The sequence below is a fragment of the uncultured Microbacterium sp. genome (genome assembly GCF_913776565.1).
Taxonomy (GTDB): domain Bacteria; phylum Actinomycetota; class Actinomycetes; order Actinomycetales; family Microbacteriaceae; genus Microbacterium.
The window spans coordinates 1-20,516 of sequence record NZ_CAJYPF010000133.1 but is presented as its reverse complement, the minus strand read 5'-3'; the positions used below and the strand labels follow the sequence as shown (position 1 = coordinate 20,516).

The 20,516-nt window shown below is 71.4% G+C and carries 16 protein-coding genes; 9 read left to right on the top strand and 7 right to left on the bottom strand.

Annotation, left to right across the window (positions count from 1 at the left end):
• Both QZ433_RS07095 and dxr read left to right on the top strand, forming a co-directional pair.
• The coding region (locus tag QZ433_RS07095; RefSeq protein ID WP_295781214.1) for an FKBP-type peptidyl-prolyl cis-trans isomerase at positions 1 to 555 on the top strand (555 nt) is incomplete at its 5' end.
• Positions 556 to 564: 9 nt separating this feature from the next.
• Complete coding sequence (gene dxr / locus QZ433_RS07090; RefSeq protein ID WP_295781211.1) at positions 565 to 1,647, top strand: 1-deoxy-D-xylulose-5-phosphate reductoisomerase; 1,083 nt, start codon at positions 565 to 567, stop codon at positions 1,645 to 1,647.
• A gap of 153 nt (positions 1,648 to 1,800) precedes the next feature.
• Here dxr and QZ433_RS07085 read toward each other — a convergent pair whose 3' ends face one another.
• Positions 1,801 to 3,465 carry a UDP-N-acetylmuramoyl-L-alanyl-D-glutamate--2,6-diaminopimelate ligase gene (locus tag QZ433_RS07085; RefSeq protein ID WP_295781207.1) on the bottom strand — a complete coding sequence of 555 codons (1,665 nt, stop codon included), beginning with the start codon at positions 3,463 to 3,465 and terminating at the stop codon, positions 1,801 to 1,803.
• A gap of 87 nt (positions 3,466 to 3,552) precedes the next feature.
• Between QZ433_RS07085 and QZ433_RS07080 the strand changes: the two genes are divergently transcribed.
• Positions 3,553 to 4,869 (top strand): RIP metalloprotease, encoded by a 1,317-nt coding sequence (locus QZ433_RS07080; RefSeq protein WP_295781204.1) that lies wholly within the window; start codon positions 3,553 to 3,555, stop codon positions 4,867 to 4,869.
• Positions 4,870 to 4,943: 74 nt separating this feature from the next.
• On the opposite strand, the gene QZ433_RS07075 is transcribed toward QZ433_RS07080, so the two are convergent.
• Positions 4,944 to 6,872 (bottom strand): chorismate-binding protein, encoded by a 1,929-nt coding sequence (locus QZ433_RS07075; protein ID WP_295781203.1) that lies wholly within the window; start codon positions 6,870 to 6,872, stop codon positions 4,944 to 4,946.
• A 214-nt stretch (positions 6,873 to 7,086) separates the two neighbouring features.
• Between QZ433_RS07075 and ispG the strand changes: the two genes are divergently transcribed.
• Positions 7,087 to 8,238 (top strand): flavodoxin-dependent (E)-4-hydroxy-3-methylbut-2-enyl-diphosphate synthase, encoded by a 1,152-nt coding sequence (gene ispG, locus QZ433_RS07070; RefSeq protein WP_181373670.1) that lies wholly within the window; start codon positions 7,087 to 7,089, stop codon positions 8,236 to 8,238.
• Between the two features lie 59 nt (positions 8,239 to 8,297).
• Complete coding sequence (locus QZ433_RS07065; protein WP_295781199.1) at positions 8,298 to 9,476, top strand: benzoate/H(+) symporter BenE family transporter; 1,179 nt, start codon at positions 8,298 to 8,300, stop codon at positions 9,474 to 9,476.
• A 35-nt stretch (positions 9,477 to 9,511) separates the two neighbouring features.
• Here the strand turns inward: QZ433_RS07065 and QZ433_RS07060 are convergent, their stop codons facing one another.
• Positions 9,512 to 10,309 carry an NADH:ubiquinone oxidoreductase subunit 4 (chain M) gene (locus tag QZ433_RS07060; RefSeq protein WP_295781198.1) on the bottom strand — a complete coding sequence of 266 codons (798 nt, stop codon included), beginning with the start codon at positions 10,307 to 10,309 and terminating at the stop codon, positions 9,512 to 9,514.
• Between the two features lie 49 nt (positions 10,310 to 10,358).
• On the opposite strand from QZ433_RS07060, the gene QZ433_RS07055 reads away from it, so the two are divergent.
• Both QZ433_RS07055 and QZ433_RS07050 read left to right on the top strand, forming a co-directional pair.
• Positions 10,359 to 12,155, top strand: coding sequence for a proline--tRNA ligase (locus QZ433_RS07055; protein WP_295781195.1), 1,797 nt, complete (start codon positions 10,359 to 10,361; stop codon positions 12,153 to 12,155).
• Between the two features lie 147 nt (positions 12,156 to 12,302).
• Positions 12,303 to 13,124 (top strand): aldo/keto reductase, encoded by an 822-nt coding sequence (locus QZ433_RS07050; RefSeq protein WP_295781218.1) that lies wholly within the window; start codon positions 12,303 to 12,305, stop codon positions 13,122 to 13,124.
• Positions 13,125 to 13,130: 6 nt separating this feature from the next.
• Here QZ433_RS07050 and QZ433_RS07045 read toward each other — a convergent pair whose 3' ends face one another.
• The gene (locus QZ433_RS07045; protein ID WP_295781192.1) at positions 13,131 to 13,940 is read right to left on the bottom strand and encodes a DUF1206 domain-containing protein; all 810 of its coding nucleotides are present in this window, start codon (positions 13,938 to 13,940) and stop codon (positions 13,131 to 13,133) included.
• A gap of 141 nt (positions 13,941 to 14,081) precedes the next feature.
• On the opposite strand from QZ433_RS07045, the gene QZ433_RS07040 reads away from it, so the two are divergent.
• The gene (locus QZ433_RS07040; RefSeq protein ID WP_295781190.1) at positions 14,082 to 16,577 is read left to right on the top strand and encodes a glycogen/starch/alpha-glucan phosphorylase; all 2,496 of its coding nucleotides are present in this window, start codon (positions 14,082 to 14,084) and stop codon (positions 16,575 to 16,577) included.
• 214 nt (positions 16,578 to 16,791) lie between these two features.
• Here QZ433_RS07040 and QZ433_RS07035 read toward each other — a convergent pair whose 3' ends face one another.
• The 3 genes from QZ433_RS07035 to QZ433_RS07025 form a co-directional block, all read right to left on the bottom strand.
• Entirely contained in the window at positions 16,792 to 17,163 is a 372-nt protein-coding gene (locus QZ433_RS07035) for a hypothetical protein (protein WP_295781189.1), read from the bottom strand.
• A 117-nt stretch (positions 17,164 to 17,280) separates the two neighbouring features.
• The gene (locus QZ433_RS07030) at positions 17,281 to 17,922 is read right to left on the bottom strand and encodes a response regulator transcription factor (protein ID WP_295781187.1); all 642 of its coding nucleotides are present in this window, start codon (positions 17,920 to 17,922) and stop codon (positions 17,281 to 17,283) included.
• A complete protein-coding gene (locus QZ433_RS07025) occupies positions 17,910 to 19,811 on the bottom strand; it encodes an ATP-binding protein (protein WP_295781185.1) in 1,902 nt (633 codons plus the stop codon). Before QZ433_RS07025 ends, QZ433_RS07030 begins: the two co-directional genes overlap by 13 nt.
• Before the next feature lie 203 nt (positions 19,812 to 20,014).
• Here QZ433_RS07025 and QZ433_RS07020 point away from each other — a divergent pair.
• A partial coding sequence (locus QZ433_RS07020; RefSeq protein WP_295781182.1) for an HD domain-containing protein occupies positions 20,015 to 20,516 on the top strand: 502 nt, incomplete at its 3' end.

The window sequence follows — 20,516 nt, the reverse complement described above, 5'->3', positions numbered from 1 at the left end:
CTCGAGTGCTCGACGATCGGTTCGCGCACCGTGTCGTCGTTCCCCGCCGGAACGCTCGGCGAGGGCTCGCCGGCCTTCGTGCTCGTCGCCGACGCCATCTCGGAGCAGCCCACGCGCGCCGACGGCGCCGAGGTCGCCCCGGTCGAGGGTCTGCCCACCGTCACCTTCGACGACAACGGTGCGCCGACCATCACCATGCCCTCCGCCCCCGCGCCGACCGAGGTGCGCATCGAGAACCTGCGTCAAGGCACCGGCGATGTCGTCAACCCCGGCGACCAGGTGATCGTGCAGTACACCGGCGCGCTCTACGACGGCGGCACGGTCTTCGACTCCAGTTGGGAGCGCGGCACGCCCGCGCAGTTCGTCACCAACCAGGTGGTGGACGGCTTCCGCCAGGCGCTCGAGGGGCAGACCGTCGGCTCGCAGGTGCTCGTGGTCATCCCGCCGGCCCAGGGCTACGGCGACCAGGCGCAGGGAGAGATCCCGGCGAACTCGACGCTCGTGTTCGTCGTCGACATCCTCGGCGTCCAGCACGCCACCGCAGCCGGTCAGTAGGCTGACGGAATGCGCCGCGTCCTCATCCTCGGTTCCACCGGTTCGATCGGGACGCAGGCGCTCGACGTCATCCGCGCCAACCCCGACCGGTTCGAAGTCGTCGGTCTGGCAGCGGGCACCGACCGCGCCGGCGTCGAGGCGCAGGCCGCGGCCTTCCGCGTGGAGCACATCGCGCTCGGCGCCGTCGAGGCGGAACAGCTCGTGCGCGACATCGACGCCGACGTGGTGCTGAACGGCATCACCGGTTCGGTTGGTCTCGGCCCCACGATCGCCGCTCTCGAAGAGGGACGCACCCTCGCCCTGGCGAACAAGGAGTCGCTGATCGTCGGCGGCGACCTGGTGACCGCGCTCGCGGCGCCCGGTCAGATCGTGCCGGTCGACTCCGAGCACTCGGCCATCGCGCAGGCGCTGCGTTCGGGCGATGCGCACGAGGTACGGCGGCTGGTGCTCACGGCATCCGGGGGTCCCTTCCGCGGACGCTCGCGCGCAGAGCTCGCCGACGTGACACCCGCGCAGGCCCTCGCGCATCCCACGTGGGACATGGGCCGCGTCGTGACGACGAACTCCGCGACCCTGGTGAACAAGGGCCTCGAGGTGATCGAGGCGCACCTGCTGTTCGACGTCGCGTACGACCGCATCGACGTCACCGTGCACCCGCAGTCGATCGTCCACTCGATGGTCGAGTTCACCGACGGCTCGACCATCGCCCAGGCCTCTCCGCCCGACATGCGGCTGCCGATCTCGCTGGGCCTGGACTGGCCGCACCGGATCGCCGGCGTCGGCGCTCCGCTGGACTGGACGCGGGCCGCGCAGTGGACCTTCGAGCCCCTTGACGAAGAGGCGTTCGGCTCGGTCGCGCTCGCCAAGCGCGTCGGACGCGCCGGCGCCACGTACCCCGCCGTCTTCAACGCCGCGAACGAGCAGGCCGTCGACGCGTTCCACGAGGGGCGATTGGGCTTCCTCGAGATCGTCGAGCTCATCGAGCGGGTGGTCGACCGGCACGAGGCGCCGTCCGCGCTCTCGCGCGAGTCCCTCGCCGAGGCCGAGGCGTGGGCGCGGCGGGCGGCCGACGACATCATCGCCGCGCGCTGAGCTCTGCACACCTCCTGCGCGAGCGTCGCTGACCGCGGTTCTCGCGGCCCGCGGTGCGGAAGCGCAGGAGTTGTGCGGACGGGCAGCGGCGCCGGGGGAGGAAGGCCGCGATCCGTCGTCGACCCCGTCGTCAGGCCGGGACGTCGAACGGCGTCAGGCGGGGAACTCGACCGGCCGCTCGGGGTCGGAGGGCGGCGTGGAATCGGCCGGGTACGGCACCGGCCACTGCGGATCCGGGACGGCCCATCCCGCGGCGCGCAGCGCCCGTCGCGAGAGCTCTCTCGCCGAGTACGGGGTGCGCACCCCGCGGATGTCGCGGTAGTCCTGGTGGCCGGGACCGGCCCACAGGATCGCGTCGCCCTCGCCGACGAGCTTCACGGCCTCGAGGATGGCGCGTTCGGGCGGGGTGAACTCGAGGATCTCGCCGTCGGGACGCGCCCGGCGGGCCCCCTCGACGAGGACTGCGCGGATGGCATCCGGATCCTCGTGACGCGGGTGATGATCGGTGATGACGAGGATGTCGCTGCCTTCGACCGCTGTGCGTCCCATGTCGAGGCGCTTGGTGGCGTCGCGGTCGCCGTCGGCGCCGAACAGCATGACGACCTTGCCGGGTGTCACGCGCCGAACTGCCGCGAGTGTCTTCTCGAACGCGTCGGGGGAGTGGCCGAAATCCACGTAGACCGCGGGACCCTGCGGGCCGGACACGAGCTGCGTCCGCCCCGGCAAGGACGCCTCGATGCGCTCGCCGTCGAGAGTGCTGTACAGGTGCTCCCAGGTGTACCCCGCCTCGAGCAGCATGACGATGGCGAGACCGGCGTTGGCCGCCATGTGCCGCCCGATGACGGGCACGACCGTCGTGAGCGCCCGACCCTTGTCGTCCGTCAGCGTGAACGCCGTGCCCTCCTGCCGCTCGTCGACGATCTCGACGCGCCAGTCGGCGGATGCCGCGGCGGCCGGGTCCTCGGCGATCGCCGGCGTCGCGATGGTGACGACGGGGATCTCGGTGCGCGCGGCGATCTCGACCCCCGAGACGGTGTCGAGGCACACGACGCCGCGGCGGGCGCGATCGGGGCGGAACAGGGGCAGCTTCGCCTCGAAGTACTCCCGCATGTCGGCGTAGTCGTCGAGGTGGTCGTGCGAGAGGTTGGTGAACCCGGCGACGTCGAACAGCAGGCCGTCGACGCGATGACGCGTGAGCGCCTGCGCGCTCACCTCGACCGCCACCGCCTCGACGCCGCGCTCGCGCATGAGCGCCAGCAACGCGTGGAACTCCGACGCCTCGGGCGTCGTCAGCCGGGACACGATGACCTCGCCGGCGATGTGCCGCTCGGCCGTCGACGACAGACCCGTCGTGACGCCCAGCTGGTCGAGGATCCCCTCGAGCAGGTGCGAGACGCTGGTCTTGCCGTTGGTGCCGGTGGTGGCCAGCAGCCGCGGCAGCTCGTCCTGGGGGCCGGTGCCGTACACCCAGGCCGACAGGTCGCCCAGCAGGGCGCGAGGATCATCGACCACGACGATCGGGAGACCGGTGGATGCCGCGATGGCGGCGCCGTCCTCGTCGGTGATGATCGCCACGGCGCCCCGTTCGGCGGCGGTCGCCGCGAACTCGGCGCCGTGCCGGTTCACCCCGCGGATGGCGACGAACGCCTCGCCGGCGCGCAGGTCGGCGGTGGCGAGCGTGATGCCGGTCACGGCCGTGCCCGCGACGTCGCCGACGGTACGCACGCCGAAGAGGCGGGCGAGTTCGGCGAGGTCGCGGCGGGGAGGCCGCTCCGGTCGGAGCACGGGCGGGAGGTTCGAGGCAGCGTCGGTCGACATCGCTCCCATTGTCTCATCCGGCGTCGCACAGACACCGCATCGCGGCCGCACGGGCCGTTCAAAGGCGGACGGCGGTATCGTCAGCGGGTGACCGCGATCGCCTTCCTCATCGGCGTGCTCGTGCTCGTGATCGGCCTTGCCGTCTCGATCGCCCTGCACGAGATCGGGCACCTGCTGCCCGCGAAGCTCTTCGGCGTGCGCGTCGGTCAGTACATGATCGGGTTCGGCCCGACGCTCTGGTCCAAGCGCATCGGCGAGACCGAGTACGGCTTCAAAGCCCTGCCGTTGGGCGGGTTCATCTCGATGGCGGGGATGTACCCCCCTGCCCCCGACGACGCCGAGCCGGGTACGAAGCGCTCGCGCTTCTTCGCGACCATGGTGCAGGACGCCCGCGACGCCAACGCCGAGACGCTCATCGCCGCCGATGACCGCGTCTTCTACAAGCTGCCCGTCTACAAGCGGGTCATCGTCATGCTCGGCGGACCCGTGATGAACCTCGTGCTCGCGGTCGTCCTGTTCGCGATCGCGCTGAGCGGTATCGGGCTGCAGACCGCGACCACCACCGTCGCCTCGGTCAGCCAGTGCGTGATCCCCGCGAGCCAGCAGCGCGACGCGTGCACCACGGACGACCCGATCGCCCCGGCCGCGGCCGCCGGCATCCAGCCCGGGGACCGGCTGGTATCGATCGACGGCACCGCGGTGCAGACGTTCGCCGACGCGGCGGCCATCATCCAGCGCTCGCCGGGGCAGCAGCTGTCGGTGGTCATCGATCGCGACGGCACGCAGCAGACCGTGCAGTTCACCCCGCAGAGCACGGACCGTGCGGTCACCGACGACCGCGGACGCGCTGTGACCGACGCGAGCGGTGCCCCCGAGTACGAGACGGTCGGTTTCGCCGGGCTGCGCGCCCAGGAAGCCCTCGTGCCGCAGCCGATCACGACCAGCTTCGAGGCCACGGGCCAGTACATCGGCACGGTCGCACAGATCATGTCGCAGCTGCCGGTGCGCATCTACGACGCGGCGGCGGACACGCTCAGCGGTCAGCCGCGCGACGCCAACAGTCCCATGAGCGTCGTCGGCGCGGGCCGTATGGCCGGCGAGATCGCCGCCGTCGATGCCCCGATCACGGCTCGCGTGCAGCAGATCATCGCGCTGCTGGCGGGGCTCAACGTCGCCCTGTTCGTGTTCAACCTCATCCCGCTGCTGCCGCTCGACGGCGGACACGTCGTCGTCGCGCTGTGGGACGGCATCAAGCGATGGTTCGCCCGGATGCGTGGAACGGTCGCCCGACCGGTGGATGCCACGAAGCTCGTCCCCGTGACGTTCGTCGTCGTGGTGCTGCTGGTCGGGATGGGCGGCGTGCTGTTCCTGGCGGACATCTTCAACCCGGTGCAGCTGCTCTAGCCAGCGGCCTCGACGAGCTCAGCCCCCTCGCGCGACTGAGGTCTCCGAGCCCGTCGAAGGGGCCGGCTCCGGCCTCAGAGCGCGTGGGCGATGAGCCGCTCGAGCGTGCGCATACCGTCGCGCGACAGGATCGACTCGAGGTGCCCCTGCACGCTCGCGACAGCCGGGCCGCGCAGGGCGTACACGTCGCCGGTATCCACATCCGCGGCCACCTCGACCGGGATGTCGCGACCGGCGGTCGACAGCCCCCGGACGGTGGTCCCGGGTGCGACGCGCGCGGTGAAGGTGTTGTAGAAGCCGATCGACGCCGCCTCGCCGAACACGTCGACGCTCTTCTGCAGACCCTGGTGCGGCTGCGCGAGCGGCGCGAGATCGATGCCCAGCTGATCGGCCAGGATCTGGTGGCTGAGGCACACCGCGAGCAGGGGAGCGCCCGCGTGCAGGCGCCGCGACACGACCCGACGCATCGCGGCGATGCGCGCGCTGTCGTCGTCGCGCGGATCGCCGGGGCCGGGTCCCGAGACGACGAGGTCGGCGGCATCCATCTCGGACTCCGTCACGCGCGACCAGTGCACGATCCGGGCATCGAGGCCGAGGTGGCGCAGCTGGTGGGCGAGCATCGTGGTGAAGCGGTCCTCGGCATCCACGACCAGCGCCGTGCGCCCCGCGAAGGGGCCCGTCTCGTCGGGGTCCTGCGGGTTCATCCAGAACGGCGCGAGGCGGTCGTTGCGCGACGCCAGCAGCTGGGCGATCGCGGGATCCTCGGCGAGCGGGCGGCGTTCGGCGACGGGGGCGTCGGGATCGGCGTCGGCGGGTGCAGCGGGCACGTCGCGCGGGATCGCGCCGATGGCGCCGAGCACCCCGGCGGCCTTGCCGTGGGTCTCGCCGACTTCGCCGTACGGGTCGGAGTGGCGCACGAGCGTCGCGCCGACGGGCACGCGCAGGCGCCCGTCGACCAGGTAGGCCGTGCGGATGAGGATCGGGGCGTCGAGGTCGTGGGTCGGCCCCTTCACGGCCCCGTTCGGGGTGAACAGTGCGGCGACGCCGGAGTAGTAGCCGCGCGGGGAGGTCTCGTGGCGGGCGATCACGGTGCACGCGTTCTGCATCGGCGAGCCCGTGACGGTGGGGGCGAACATCGTCTCGCGCAGAATCTCGCGCGGGTCGAGGTCGCTGCGGCCCCGCAGCATGTACTCGGTGTGGGTCAGCCGCGACATCTCTTTGAGATGCGGGCCGGTGATGCGGCCGCCGTCCGTGCATACGGCGCTCATCATCTTGAGCTCCTCGTCGACCACCATGAAGAGCTCCTCGGTCTCCTTGGTCGAACGGAGGAACTCCGCCAGGGTGCCCGCGGTGGCGCCGCCGGCCGGGTGGCGGAACGTTCCCGAGATGGGGTTCATCGTCACGATGCCGTTCTGGGCGCTCACGTGCGCTTCGGGGCTCGCGCCGACGGCGACGTGCCCCTCGGTGACGACGGCGAAGGTCCAGTAGGCGCCCTTCTCGTGCTCGAGCAGGGCGCGGAACCACGTCAGCGCGGCCGCGCGCGGGTCGGCGGAGACCCCGGCGACGAAGTCGCGGCGGATGACGAAGTTCGCCCCCTCGCCGCGGCCGATCTCGTCGGCGATGACCCGCCGCACGATGTCGGCGTACTCCTCGTCGGCGATGTCGAATCCCGCCTCTTCGAGGGGAACGGGGGAGGAGGGGAGGGATGCCATGACCTCGGCGCGCGGCAGCACGCGGCGCTCCCCGATGACGAGGCACCGCAGCGGTGCGCCGTCGTCATGGCAGACGAACCCGCGTTCGCGCACCTGCCGGAACGGCACGAGGGCGAGGACCTCGCGGTGCCGGCCCTCGGCATCCGTCAGAGGGATGTCGGCGAGGAACTCCACGTCGACGACATCGCCCGTGAGCACCTCGACCGTGTCGGGGTCGCGCGCGATGAGCGCGAACGGCGCGTCGCCGATCTGCAGGTCGTGGAGCAGGGAAGAGGGGTCGGGCCCGGTCATCGAAGTACTTCCGTCTGTGAGCGAGGGTCCTGAACGGCCGCCGAAAACACGAAGACCGCCCGGATCCCGAGGGAGGGCGGTCTGTCGCACGCGAGCTCACCGCCTAGACGGTGGGCCACCAACTGCTGTGCGCGCGCATGGCGCCGAACCTACCACAGGGAGGATTCGCAGCCGGTTCGGACTCCGTTCAGCGCGGTCGGCGTAGGCTGTGCGCGTGCCTGCTGTGAATCTCGGAATGCCCCGCGTGCCGGAGACCCTCGCTCCCCGTCGCAAGACCCGTCAGATCCGGGTCGGCAAGGTGCTCGTCGGAGGCGACGCCCCCGTGAGCGTGCAGTCGATGACGACGACACCGACCACCAACATCAACGCCACTCTGCAGCAGATCGCCGAACTGACGGCATCCGGTTGCGAGATCGTCCGCGTCGCCGTGCCCTCGCAGGACGACGCCGACGTGCTGCACATCATCGCGAAGAAGAGCCAGATCCCCGTCATCGCCGACATCCACTTCCAGCCGAAGTACGTCTTCCAGGCCATCGACGCCGGATGCGGCGCGGTGCGCGTGAACCCGGGGAACATCCGCAAGTTCGACGACCAGGTCGGCGCGATCGCCAAGGCCGCCAAGGACGCCGGTGTCTCGCTCCGCATCGGTGTGAACGCCGGTTCGCTCGACCGTCGACTGCTCGAGAAGTACGGCAAGGCGACTCCCGAGGCTCTGGTGGAGAGCGCCGTCTGGGAGGCCTCGCTGTTCGAGGAGCACGACTTCCACGACTTCAAGATCTCGGTCAAGCACAACGACCCCGTCGTCATGGTCAAGGCCTACCGCCTGCTCGCCGAACGGGGCGACTGGCCCCTGCACCTCGGTGTGACCGAGGCCGGCCCCGCGTTCCAGGGCACCATCAAGAGCGCCACGGCCTTCGGCATCCTGCTCTCCGAGGGCATCGGCGACACCATCCGCGTGTCGCTGTCAGCTCCGCCCGCCGAAGAGGTCAAGGTCGGCCACCAGATCCTGCAGTCGCTCAACCTGCGCGAGCGCAAGCTCGAGATCGTGTCGTGCCCCTCGTGCGGTCGCGCGCAGGTCGACGTCTACTCGCTCGCCGACAACGTCACCGAGGGACTCAAGGACATGACCGTGCCGCTGCGCGTGGCCGTCATGGGCTGCGTCGTGAACGGTCCCGGCGAGGCGCGCGACGCCGATCTGGGCGTCGCCTCGGGCAACGGCAAGGGGCAGATCTTCGTCAAGGGTCAGGTCATCAAGACCGTGCCCGAGGCCGAGATCGTCCAGACGCTCATCGAAGAGGCCAACCGCCTCGCCGACGAGATGGGCCCCGACGCGGCGACCGGCACGGCTCAGGTCATCACGGCCTGATCCCCTTCGCCCCGCGCGGACGGGCCGAGGCGGCGCGGTCCGATAGCGTCGAGAGCCTCATGGCTTCCGACGTCTCTCTCGCCCGACCCCTCGTCGCGGGCGTCGTCACCGCCCTCGTCGGCTTCACGAGCACGTTCGCCGTCGTCCTGACGGGGCTGCGCGCGGTCGGCGCGACCGCGGAGCAGGCGGCGAGTGGACTGCTCGCCATCACCCTCGTGGTCGGCATCGGGTGCATCGTGCTGGCCGGACGGTACCGTCTGCCGATCACCGTCGCGTGGTCGACCCCCGGAGTCGCGCTGCTCGCGGCCACGGGCGCCGTCGACGGCGGCTGGCCCGCCGTGGTCGGGGGGTTCCTCGTGTCGGCGGTGCTGATCCTGTGTACGGCGCTGTTCCCCCCGCTGGGGGCGCTCATCGCGCGGATCCCGCCCTCGATCGCGCAGGCCATGCTCGCGGGCGTCCTGCTGCCGCTGTGCGTGGCGCCGTTCGTCGGTCTCGTCGACGACCCGTGGGGCGTGGCTCCGGTGCTGATCGTGTGGCTCGTGGCATCCCGGATCCTGCCCCGGTGGTCCGTGCCCCTGGCGTTCGCGACCGCGATCGTCGTGGTCGCCGTCGAGCTCTCGCGCACGGGCGCGGGGATGGATGCCGCGACCCTGCTGCCGCGCCTGGAGTTCACCACGCCGACCCTCACCGTGGGGGCGGTCGTGGGCATCGCTCTGCCCCTGTTCGTCGTCACGATGGCGTCGCAGAACGTCCCCGGGGTCGCGGTGATGCGCAGCCTGGGTTACACGATCCCGTGGCGTCCCGCGATGCTCGTCACCGGGCTGGGTTCGGCCGCCGCCGCGGGCTTCGGTGGGCACGCGATGAACCTCGGGGCAATCAGCGCCGCGATCGCCGCCGGCCCCGACGCCCACCCCGACCCGCGCAGGCGCTGGGTGGCCGGGCTCTCGGCCGGCAGCACCTACCTCGTGCTGGGCGCGCTGTCGGCCGCGTTCGCGGCCATCGTGCTGCTCGCGCCGGCCGGGGTGATCCCGGCCGTGGCCGGGGTCGCGCTGTTCGGCGCGTTCGGCGCGGCGGTGCAACAGGCCATCGACGACCCCGGCGAGCGGGTGCCGGCCGTGGTGACTTTCCTGGTCGCGGCATCCGGGATCGCGGTGTTCGGCGTCAGCGCGGCGTTCTGGGCGCTGCTGGCCGGACTCCTGGTGCGCGGGGTGCTGCACGTCGGGCGCGGCCCGCGCTGAGGCCGTCCCCGACCGGTCCGGCGGTGCGTGGGCGGTCAGGAGTCGAGCGCGAACTCCGCGCGGATGCGTTCGCGGGCCCCGGCGTACTCGGGGAGCTCGGCGAAGTATCGGAACTTGTCGGCCAGGACCGAGTTCCCGACGATCTCGGGCTCGAGGACGAAGGTGGCGAAGGTCTCGGCGAAGTCCTCCGAGGCGTTGGTGGCGGCGTAGTCGCTGACGAAGTCGGCCTCGTGAGCGGCGTAGAACTCCACGCCGACGTCGGTGTCGACGTTGTCGCGCGCCGGCGCGTCGTCGTACCCGGCCCAGAAGCGCTCGGCGAAGCGCTGCAGGTCGGAGTCCGCCGAGAGGCATCCGGCGCCGGTCCACTCGGTGTCGCAGGTCGAGGCGTCCGTATCGACGTCGTCGACGCCCAGGCTCAGCAGGTGGGCGTACTCGTGGACGAGGGTGGTCAGCAGCAGCCGCGGGTCGTCGGCGAAGGCGAGGTTCGCGGCGAACGCCCACCGCGTCGGATCGTCGTCATCGCTGACGACGTAGGCGAGCGTGTCGCTGGCGGCGTCGTCGCCGACGCGGTAGGCCGTGACGTCCGAGCGGACGAACTCCGGCGTCGCGACGCGCACGAAGTCGTCCCACACGCGCTGCGCGCGCTCATCGGGTGCGGGCTCGAGCCCGCCGTCGGCGGTGAGGCGGTACGACGCCGTGATCGCGAAGTCCCCGTCGGTCGGCGAGGGGGAGCGGGAGTCGTCCCCGCCCAGGGCCGAGACGCCGACCCAGGCCCCCACCCCGACGAGCAGGGCGAGCGAGAATCCCAGGACGAGGGTCCACCGTGCGCGCATGTGCTCACGATAGGGGAGGCCTCGACCCCGCGCCCTAGACTCGACTCTCGTGGTCACCCGTCTGTCGAATTACTTCCTCCGCACGCTCCGCGAAGATCCCTCGGATGCCGAGGTCACGAGCCACCGCCTGCTCGTGCGCGCCGGCTACATCCGCCGCAACGCCCCCGGCGTCTTCGCGTGGCTGCCGCTCGGGCTGAAGGTCAAGGCCAAGATCGAGGCCGTCGTGCGCGAGGAGATGGCGAACGCCGGAGCCTTCGAGGTGCACTTCCCGGCCCTGCTGCCGCGGGAGCCCTACGAGGTCACCGGTCGCTGGGAGGAGTACGGCGACGCGCTGTTCCGCCTGCAGGACCGCAAGGGGGCCGACTACCTGCTCGCGCCCACGCACGAGGAGATGTTCACCCTGCTGGTGAAGGACCTGTACTCGTCCTACAAGGATCTCCCGCTGACGATCTATCAGATCCAGGACAAGTACCGCGACGAGGCGCGCCCCCGCGCCGGCCTCCTGCGCGGTCGCGAGTTCACGATGAAGGACGCGTATTCGTTCGACGCGACGGATGCCGGTCTCGACGCCTCGTATCAGGCGCAGCGCGACGCCTACGAGCGGATCTTCACCCGCCTGGGCCTCGAGTACGTCATCGTCGCCGCCGACGCCGGTGCGATGGGCGGGTCGAAGTCCGAGGAGTTCCTGCACCCGACCCCGATCGGCGAGGACACGTTCGTGCGTTCGGCCGGAGGCTACGCGGCCAACGTCGAGGCCTTCACGACCGTCGCGCCCGACGCCCTTCCGATCGAGGGACAGCCGGATGCCGTGATCTTCGACTCCCCGAACACGCCCACGATCGCGACCCTCGTCGACCACGCCAACGCGCACCTCGACGCCCCCGCCCCCGGCATCGCCGGGCCCGCGACCGCCGGGGCCACCGCGTGGACCGCCGCGCACACGCTCAAGAACGTCGTCCTCGCCCTCACCCATCTCGACGGCACGCGCGAACTCGTCGTCGTGGGCCTGCCCGGCGACCGCGACGTCGACGACAAGCGCGTCGAGGTGGCCTTCGCCCCCGCCGAGGTCGAGGCTGCGACCGAGAAGGACTTCGCCGAGAACCCGCTCCTCGTCAAGGGCTACATCGGCCCCTGGTCGCCGACCGGTCCGGTGCTGGGCGAGGAGTCGGCGACGAAGATCCGTTACGTGCTCGACCCGCGCGTGGTCGACGGAACCGCCTGGATCACCGGCGCCAACGTCGATCAGAAGCACGTGCACTCGCTCGTCGCCGGCCGCGACTTCGTCGGCGACGGCTTCGTCGAGGTCTCGACCGTGCGCGCGGGCGACCCCGCCCCCGACGGCTCGGGTCCCGTGGAGCTCGCGCGCGGCATGGAGATCGGCCACGTCTTCCAGCTCGGTCGCAAGTACGCCGAGGCGCTGGGGCTGAAGGTCCTCGACGAGAACGGCAAGCTCGCCACGGTCACGATGGGCTCGTACGGCATCGGCGTCACCCGCATCCTCGCGATCATCGCCGAGCTGAACAACGACGACAAGGGGCTGATCTGGCCGGAGTCGGTCGCGCCGTTCGACGTGCACGTGGTGGCCACGGGCCGCGACGCGGCGGCGTTCGAGCTCGCGGCATCCGTCTCCGACCGGCTCGAGACCGCGGGACTCGACGTGCTCTACGACGACCGCCCCAAGGTCTCGCCCGGTGTGAAGTTCGGCGACGCCGAGCTCGTCGGCATCCCGCGCATCCTCATCGTGGGCCGCGGCGCGGCCGACGGGCAGGTCGAGCTGTGGGACCGCCGCACGGGGGAGCGCGAGACGGTGTCGGTCGACGACGCCGTGGCGGTTCTGACCCGCTGACGTCGCCGCTCCGGCGCCTCTTCACCGCGAGACGGCATCTCGCCGACGAAACCGTTGCAGGCTGCAACCGACTCGTCGGTGAGATGCCGTCTCGCGGTCGTCGGGGGGTCTGCCCGGGAGGGCGGAAGCATCGGTAGCGTGGATGCCATGATCTCGGCCCCCCGCCTGTCGCTGAGCGACGGCTCCACGATCCCCCAGCTCGGCGTCGGTACGTACAAGGTGCCGGCCGAGGTCACGGCAGGCCTGGTCGAGGGGGCGATCGCCGCGGGCTATCGCCACATCGACACCGCGGCGCTCTACGGCAACGAGGCGGAGGTGGGCGCAGGGCTCCGGGCCTCGGGCATCGACCGCGACGAGGTGTTCGTCACCACCAAGGTCTGGAACGACGACCAGGGCTTCGACCAGACGCTGCGCGCCTTCGACACCAGCTCCGCGAAGCTCGGGCTCGACCGCGTCGACCTGTACCTGATCCACTGGCCCATCCCGAGCGCCGACCGGTACGTCGACACCTGGAAGGCGCTGCTGCGCCTGCAGCAGGAGGGGCGCGCCACCTCGATCGGCGTCAGCAACTTCTCGGTCCCGCACCTCGAGCGCCTGCGCGACGAGACGGGCGTGCTGCCGGCGGTCAACCAGGTCGAGCTGCATCCGCGCTTCCCGCAGGACGAGCTCGTCGCGTGGCACGAGGCGCACGGCATCGCGACCGAGTCCTGGGCCCCGCTCGCGCGCGGAGGCCTGCTCGACGAGCCGGTGCTGTCGCGTATCGCCGAGAAGTACGGCAAGACGCCGGCCCAGGTCGTCATCCGCTGGCACCTCGACCGCGGGCTCGTGGTCTTCCCCAAGTCGGTGTCGCTGGACCGCGTCCGCGAGAACGGCGAGGTGGTCGACTTCACGCTCGACGTCGACGATCACGCGATGATCGCCGGGCTCGAGACGGGCGAGCGGACGGGTCGCGACCCCGATCTGGACTGAGCGCGCTCACACGTCCAGGCGGGCGTAGCGGGCGCGGAAGACGGTGAAGACCCCGTACGCGAGGAAGCCCAGGCCGACCAGGCACGCCAGGAACGGTCCCAGCGGCAGGTCCACGAGCGCCGCCACGGCGCCGTCGAGGCCGCCCGCGGTGTCGGGTTCGACGCGGATCGCGGCGGTCACCACCAGCACGCCGACGACGAGGAGCGCGAACCCCTTCGCGACGAAACCGACGACGCCCAGGGCCGTGAGCGCGACGCCGCGCGGACCGTCGGGCGTCCGCACCTTGGAGTGGAACGAGCGGCGCAGGCCCATCCACACGAAGCCGATGCCCACGCCGGCGACGGCGATCCCGACGGCGCCCAGGATCGCCCCGCCGATCGGCCAGGTCAGCACGCCCTGGCTGAGGTCCTCCGCGGCCTGCTCGGCGCGCGGGCGGGCCCCCAGGGCGACGGATGCCGACACCAGCCCGATCGCCAGGAACACCAGCCCCTGCGGCACCTCGGCGAGGATCCGCGCGAGGCGCCGCCACACCGACAACCGCCGCGGCGCGAAGGCCTGCAGCAGATGCCATCCGCCCAGGGCGACGAGACCGACAGCCAGGGCCCACAGCGCCGCTGCGCCCAGGGGAGCGGCGGCGAGGGCGCGGAAGGCCCCCGTCTGATCGCTGTCCTCGTCGGCGCCCAGGCCGACCGCGATGACCAGGCCGCCGATGAGCAGGTGGAGGATGCCGTTGGCCGCATAGCCCGCGCGCGCGGCGAGGCGGAAGGCGGGGTTCGCCTCGGCGTCGCGAGCGGCGGTGCGGGCGGCGGAGGGCATCGGCACACGCTATGCGCTGAGGAGCGTTCCGGCAAACGGGTGGACGAGATCGTCGCGGGTCGTGGGGCGCCCGGGTGAAGATCATGTGTCTTTGCCGTTGCCACGTTGGCGCGAGGGCGCCGCACTCATTACGGTCGGAGAATGCCCGAGAACACCCCCGCGTTGCGCCCCACGCACCCCCTCGCGATCGCGCCCGTCGTCGCCCCCGCGGCATCCGTCGACGGCTTCGCGAAGCAGTTCCTGCAGAACCTCAACTTCGATCAGGGCGTCACCCTGTCGGCCTCCGACGTGAACGACCAGTACCTGGCGCTGGCGTACACGGTGCGCGACTACCTGATGGCGCGCTGGTTCGACGACCGTGCCCAGCAGAAGGCCCAGCAGAACAAGACGGTCTGCTACCTCTCGGCCGAGTACCTGCTCGGACGCCAGCTCGACAACAACCTGCTCGCCGCGCGACTGACCGACATCGCCACCGAGGCGCTCGCGCAGTGCGGTATCGACATCGACGACCTCCGCGCCGTCGAGATCGAGCCGGGCCTGGGCAACGGCGGCCTCGGACGTCTAGCGGCCTGCTTCGTCGACTCGCTCGCGACCATGAGCGTCCCGGCGATCGGCTACGGCATCCGTTACGAGTACGGCATCTTCCGTCAGGCGTTCGCCGACGGGCAGCAGATCGAGCAGCCCGACGCGTGGCTGCGCATGGGGTCGCCGTGGGACTTCGCCCACCCCGAAGCCGCGCAGACCATCTCGTTCGCGGGCACCACCGAGACCTACGACGACGACGGCGTCGAGCGCACCCGCTGGGTGCCCGAGTGGAACGTGCTCGCGGTGCCGTACAACATGATGGTCCCGGGCTATCACAACGGTCGCGTGAACACCCTGCGCCTGTGGCGTGCGGTGGCCACCAACGCGTTCGACCTGCACACCTTCAACTCCGGCGACTACGTCCAGTCCGTGCGAGCGCAGACCTTCGCCGAGAACATCTCGAAGGTGCTCTACCCCGAGGACTCCACTCCGCAGGGCAAGGAACTGCGTCTGCAGCAGCAGTACTTCTTCGTCGCGGCCTCCATCGCCGACTTCATCGAGAACGTCCTGCCCGACGACTTCGACCTCGAGAAGCTCCCCGAGCGCGTGATCTTCCAGCTCAACGACACGCACCCCGTCATCGGCGTGCCCGAGCTCATGCGCGTGCTGGTCGACGAGAAGAAGCTCGAGTGGGATGCCGCATGGGCCATCACGCAGAAGTGCTTCGCCTACACCTGCCACACGCTGCTGCCCGAGGCCCTCGAGGTGTGGTCGGTCGATCTGCTCGGGCGCCTGCTGCCGCGCCACCTCGAGATCATCTACCGCATCAACGACGAGTTCCTGCTCGAGGTGCGCGAGCGCTTCGGCGACGACGAGATGCTCATCCGCAACATGTCGATCATCGGCGAGCACCCGTACCGCTCGGTGCGCATGGCCTACCTCGCCACCGTCGCGGGCTCCAAGGTGAACGGCGTCGCCGAGTTGCACTCGCAGCTGCTGCGCGACAACGTGCTGAAGGACTTCGCCACCATGTGGCCCGACAAGTTCACCAACGTGACCAACGGCGTCACCCCGCGTCGCTTCCTGCGCCTGGCCAACCCCGACCTCTCGGCGCTCATCACCGAGGCGCTGGGCGCGGGCTGGACCGTCGACCTCGAACGCCTGCGGGGGCTGGAGGCCCTCGCCGACGACAGCGACTTCCGCGAGCGGTTCGCCGCCGTCAAGGCCGCCAACAAGCGCCGCTTCGCCCGCGTGCTCGAAGCGCGCGGCGACCAGCCCCTCGATGACGGACACCTGCTCGACGTCATGATCAAGCGTCTGCACGAGTACAAGCGCCAGACGCTCAAGGTGCTGCACATCGTCAGCACCTACGAGGGGATCGTCTCGGGTCGCCTCGACGTCGACGCCCTGCAGCCGCGCACCTTCCTGTTCGGCGCGAAGGCGGCCCCGGGTTACGGCATGGCCAAGCGCATCATCCACCTCATCAACGCCGTCGGCGAGGTGGTCAGCGCCGACGAACGCGTGCAGGGCAAGCTCAAGGTGCTGTACCCGGCGAACTACAACGTGACGCTGGCCGAGAGCATCATCCCCGCCGCCGATCTGTCGGAGCAGATCTCGCTCGCGGGCAAAGAGGCGTCGGGCACCGGCAACATGAAGCTCGCCCTCAACGGCGCGCTCACGATCGGCACCGACGACGGTGCGAACGTCGAGATCCGCCAGCTCGTCGGCGACGACAACTTCTTCCTCTTCGGCATGAGCGAGCCCGAGGTCGAAGCGCTGTGGGCCGAGGGGTACCGCCCCGCGGACGTCTACCAGGGTGACGAGCGGCTGCGCAACGCGATCGACCTGATCGCGTCGGGCGCGTTCTCGGGCGGTGACCGCACGGTCTTCGAGCCGCTCGTGTCGAACCTGCTGTACGAGGACCGCTTCATGGCGCTCGCCGACTTCGCGTCGTACCTCGACGCCCAGGAGCGCGTCGATGCGGCCTATGCCGACCAGGACGCGTGGGTGCGCTCGGCGATCCTGAACGTCGCCCGCAGTGGGTACTTCTCGTCCGACCGGGCCATGCGCGACTACCTCGACCGCATCTGGCACGCCAAACCGGTGTCCTGATCGGTTCCGGATGCCGCGCCCCGGGGCGTGGCATCCGGAACCTTCTCCGCCCCCGCCGCCGCCGCCGTTCCCCGCGCGTTCTCGTCGCGCGCCGGTTCGGCGGCGGCGTTTTCTCGCGGGGGAGCGGGGCGGGGGTGTCGCGGCTCCCCGCGAGGTGCGGTCGCCTGCGACGCGGTGGCGGCGTTTCGTCGCCGGGGGAGCCTCGGGAGGGGTCTCAGCCCCGACGGGTGCGTGATCCGGCGAGCAGGAGCGCGATCGCGACGACGGTCAGCACGAGTGTCACGATCGTCATCGGGATGGCATCCTTGGGCGCATCGGGGACGACGATGATCGGGATCACCGACAGCGAGGCGATGGCGCGCGTGATGACCGCGAGCCAGACGCCCCACCGGGACCCTCGCCACGCGACCGCGGCCCCGACGAACGTCGCGATCGCCAACAGCATGGTGATGAGGATCACCTCGACGGGTGCAGTCCCCAGGCCGAAGACGATGGTGCCGAGGATGTCGACCGCGGCCAGGAGAGCGGCCAGGACGGCGCCGATCCGGACGGTCGCCGGGGCGGTGCGAGAGGTGACAGTGGTCATGGGAGTGTCCTTTCCGGTAGCGGTCCGTCATCGGGACCGGTACCAGGCTCCTCGGAAGCTTCGCTCGCGCCCACCGTGCCCGCTCGGGATGTGCGCGCGTGCGAGCACGGGGACGTCCTACCGGGCGTCTGCCCGCAGGTACGCGAGGATCGCCCGCACTCGACGGTGGCCGTCCGCCGACTCGGGCAGCACCAGTTTGGCGAAAATCGACCCGATGTGGGTCTCGACCGTTCGCTCCGACAGGTGCAGGCGTCGGGCGATGGCGGCGTTCGACCACCCCTCGGCCATCAGGGCGAGAACCTCCATCTCTCGTGCGGTCAACCCCGCCAGGGCGCTCCGCGACCGCGAGGCGTCCAGCAGTCGCGTCACGACGGCGGGGTCCAAGGCCGTCCCGCCCGCGGCGACCCGCTCGAGGGTCCCGAGGAAATCGTCCACGGCCAGGACGCTGTCCTTGAGGAGGTAGCCGATCGCCCCGCCCGCGACCAGATCGACGGTGCGCCGGGTCTCGATGTGCTGGGACAGCAGCAGCACGGGTGTCGGCGGATCGGCGCTGCGGATCGCGAGGGCGGCGACGATCCCCTCGTCGTCCTGCGGCATGCGCACGTCGAGAACAACCACATCCGGAGCGAGCGCACGCGCGAGGGCGACGGCGGTCTCGGCCGACGCCGCGCGGCCGACCACCTCGTGTCCTGCCTGCTCCAGCAACGCGCTCAGTCCCTCGCGGAACAGCGCGGAGTCCTCACCGATCACGACGCGCACGGAACGACCGCCTCGACCACGGTTCCCCCGCCCGGCGGCGACGCCACGCTCAGCCGGCCCCCCAGCGCAGCGACGCGATCGGACAGTCCGGTGAGGCCCCCGTTCGTCGTGAATCGGGCCCCGCCCCTCCCGTCGTCCTCGACGCGGAGCCGCACGCAGGCGTCGGCGACGCGCACCGTCACACGCACGCGGGTGGCCGCTGCGTGCTTGAGCGCGTTCGCGACCGCCTCGCTCGCGACGAAGTACGCGGTCGTGGCCGCGGGGTCCGCGATGCCGTCGGCGTCGACGTCGACCACGACCGGGGTCGCCGACTGTCGCGACAGCGCGGCCAGGGCGGGACCGAGACCATCGTCCAGCGCGCTCGGCCGCACCCCCTGGGCGAGTCGGCGCAGCTCGGCCACGGCCGCTGCCAGCTCGGCGACGGCGTCATCGAGCTGGGCGGCGACCGCGTCGCCGGTCGAGGTCGTCCGCTGGAGGACACGCAGTCGCATGCCGAGGGCGACGAGGCGCTGCTGCGCCCCATCGTGCAGGTCGCGTTCGACTCGTCGCCGCTCTTCGTCGCCGGCGCGGAGCATGCGTCGCCGCGAGGCCTCGACATCGGACGTGGCGCGCACGAGCGCGGCGCGTGTCCGCACGGCGTCGATGAGCGGCGTGCTGGCCTGCACGACGGCGAGGGGAACCGGTCTCGCGCGTGCCGCGGAGGTCAGGACGGCGCCCACTTCCTCGCCCCGCGCGCGAGCCGGACGGGACCGGGCGCCCTCTCGGATCTCGCCCCCGGGGAAGGCGACGAGGTCGTCGTCGCCGATCCGGCGGTAGGCCACCACCAGGTCCTCATCGCGGAGAACGCGACGCAGGACCCGCTGCAGCTCCTCGGGGACACCGGTGCCGCGGTCCACGCGCATCGCGAGCTCGCGGATCGCGGTCAGTGCCCGCGCGCGCTCCGGAGAGAGCACCGCTTCGCACCACCTTCGAGCGAGGGCGGAACAGGCCACCGCCGCGGCGCAGAGCACCGTCACCGCCGTGGCGGAGGTCGGTATCGGCCACGCCGACACCGGCGCGCCCGCGGCCGCCCCCGCCACGGTCAGGATCATGAGGACCCCGGATGCCAGCACCGCACTCGAGGTGACGGTCACGACGAGCCGGTCGACGTCCACGACGGCGGGGCCGAGCACGGCGGTCACGGTGGCGACGGGCAGAGAGAGGAACATCGCGACCAGGCCGAGCGGCACGAGCTCGACGTCACCGCGGAACAGCAGGCTCGCCCAGCACAGCAACAGGGTGAGGGGCACCGTCAACGCCGCCAGCAGGACCCAGCGCAGCCGAGCGCGGTCGTCGTCGCCGGAGTCGCGGTACCGGACCACGGGCGCGAGCGCACAAACGACGAGGCTCGCGCCGAAGGCGAGGAGCACCGGAACAGCGATCACGTCGACGACGGCCGAGGCGTCCGACGCCACGTCGTCGAGCGCGACGAGCCCCACGAACACCACCGCGAGGCCGGTGGTGATCCACCCGACGAGGCGCCACCGCGCGGAGCGGGCGCGACCGTCCGGCATGACGAGCAGAAGAAGACCGAAGGGCAGGTAGAGAAATACCCACGTTCCGCCCCACGGGCCGAGGACATCCTGTCGGACGCAGTTCTCGACGAGGGCGGCGATCCCCGCCACGGCGAGAAGCATGCCCGCGGGGTGCTCCGGCGCGCGCCACGCCAGGAGTGCGCTCAGCAGGAGCGGGATCGCTGTGACCGTGACGACGACGGCGAGAGTGGGCGGTGGCGCCAGCGGGGCGCCGACGGCGACCGCGATGGACAAGAACGCGACGAAGAGGGCGCACGCGACGGACGTCACGACGCGCGGCGTCCTGCGACCCGCGCTCCCGGGTGCGCGTCCCATGCACAGATTGTGGACCCGCGGACCTTCGCGCGCATCCGTGCCACCACGCGGTCTGAACCGTCCCGGCTGCGGCGGGTGGCGGCCCGCGCCACGATCGCCGGCCGCGAGCGAGCCTTGTCCGAAATGAGGCGAGGGCTGACCGCATCCGCGCGCTCCGCCCGGGCAGAGTGGAAGGGCGGTGCCACACCGCCCGAAGGAGACCCATGCGTATCGCCGACTTCCCCGTCCCCGACACCGCCGCCGCCCGCGCGGCCCTGGAGCTCGCGAAGGAGTATCAGACGCCGGCGATCACGGACCACGCCGTGCGGTCGTGGCTCTTCGCCGAGGCGTTCGCGCGCATCGGTGGCTTCGACGCCATCGACCACGAGCTGCTCTACGTCTCGGCGGTCCTGCACGACATCGGCACCGTCGCGGAATTCGACAACCACCCGCTGTCCTACGAGGACGCCGGTGGACACGTCGCGATCGCCCTGACAGCCGGAGCGGGCTGGCCGCGCGAGCGCCGGCGTCGCGCTCTCGAGGTGATCGTGCGGCACAACTGGACGAGCGTCGACCCCGAACTCGACGTGGAAGGCCATCTGCTGGAGATCGCCACGGGTCTCGACATCTCGGGGTCGCGCGCCGAGGCGCTGCCGGCGGACTTCGTGCGCGAGGTGTTGGGGGCCCATCCGCGCGGAGAACTCGCCGCCGAGTTCGGCGCGTGCG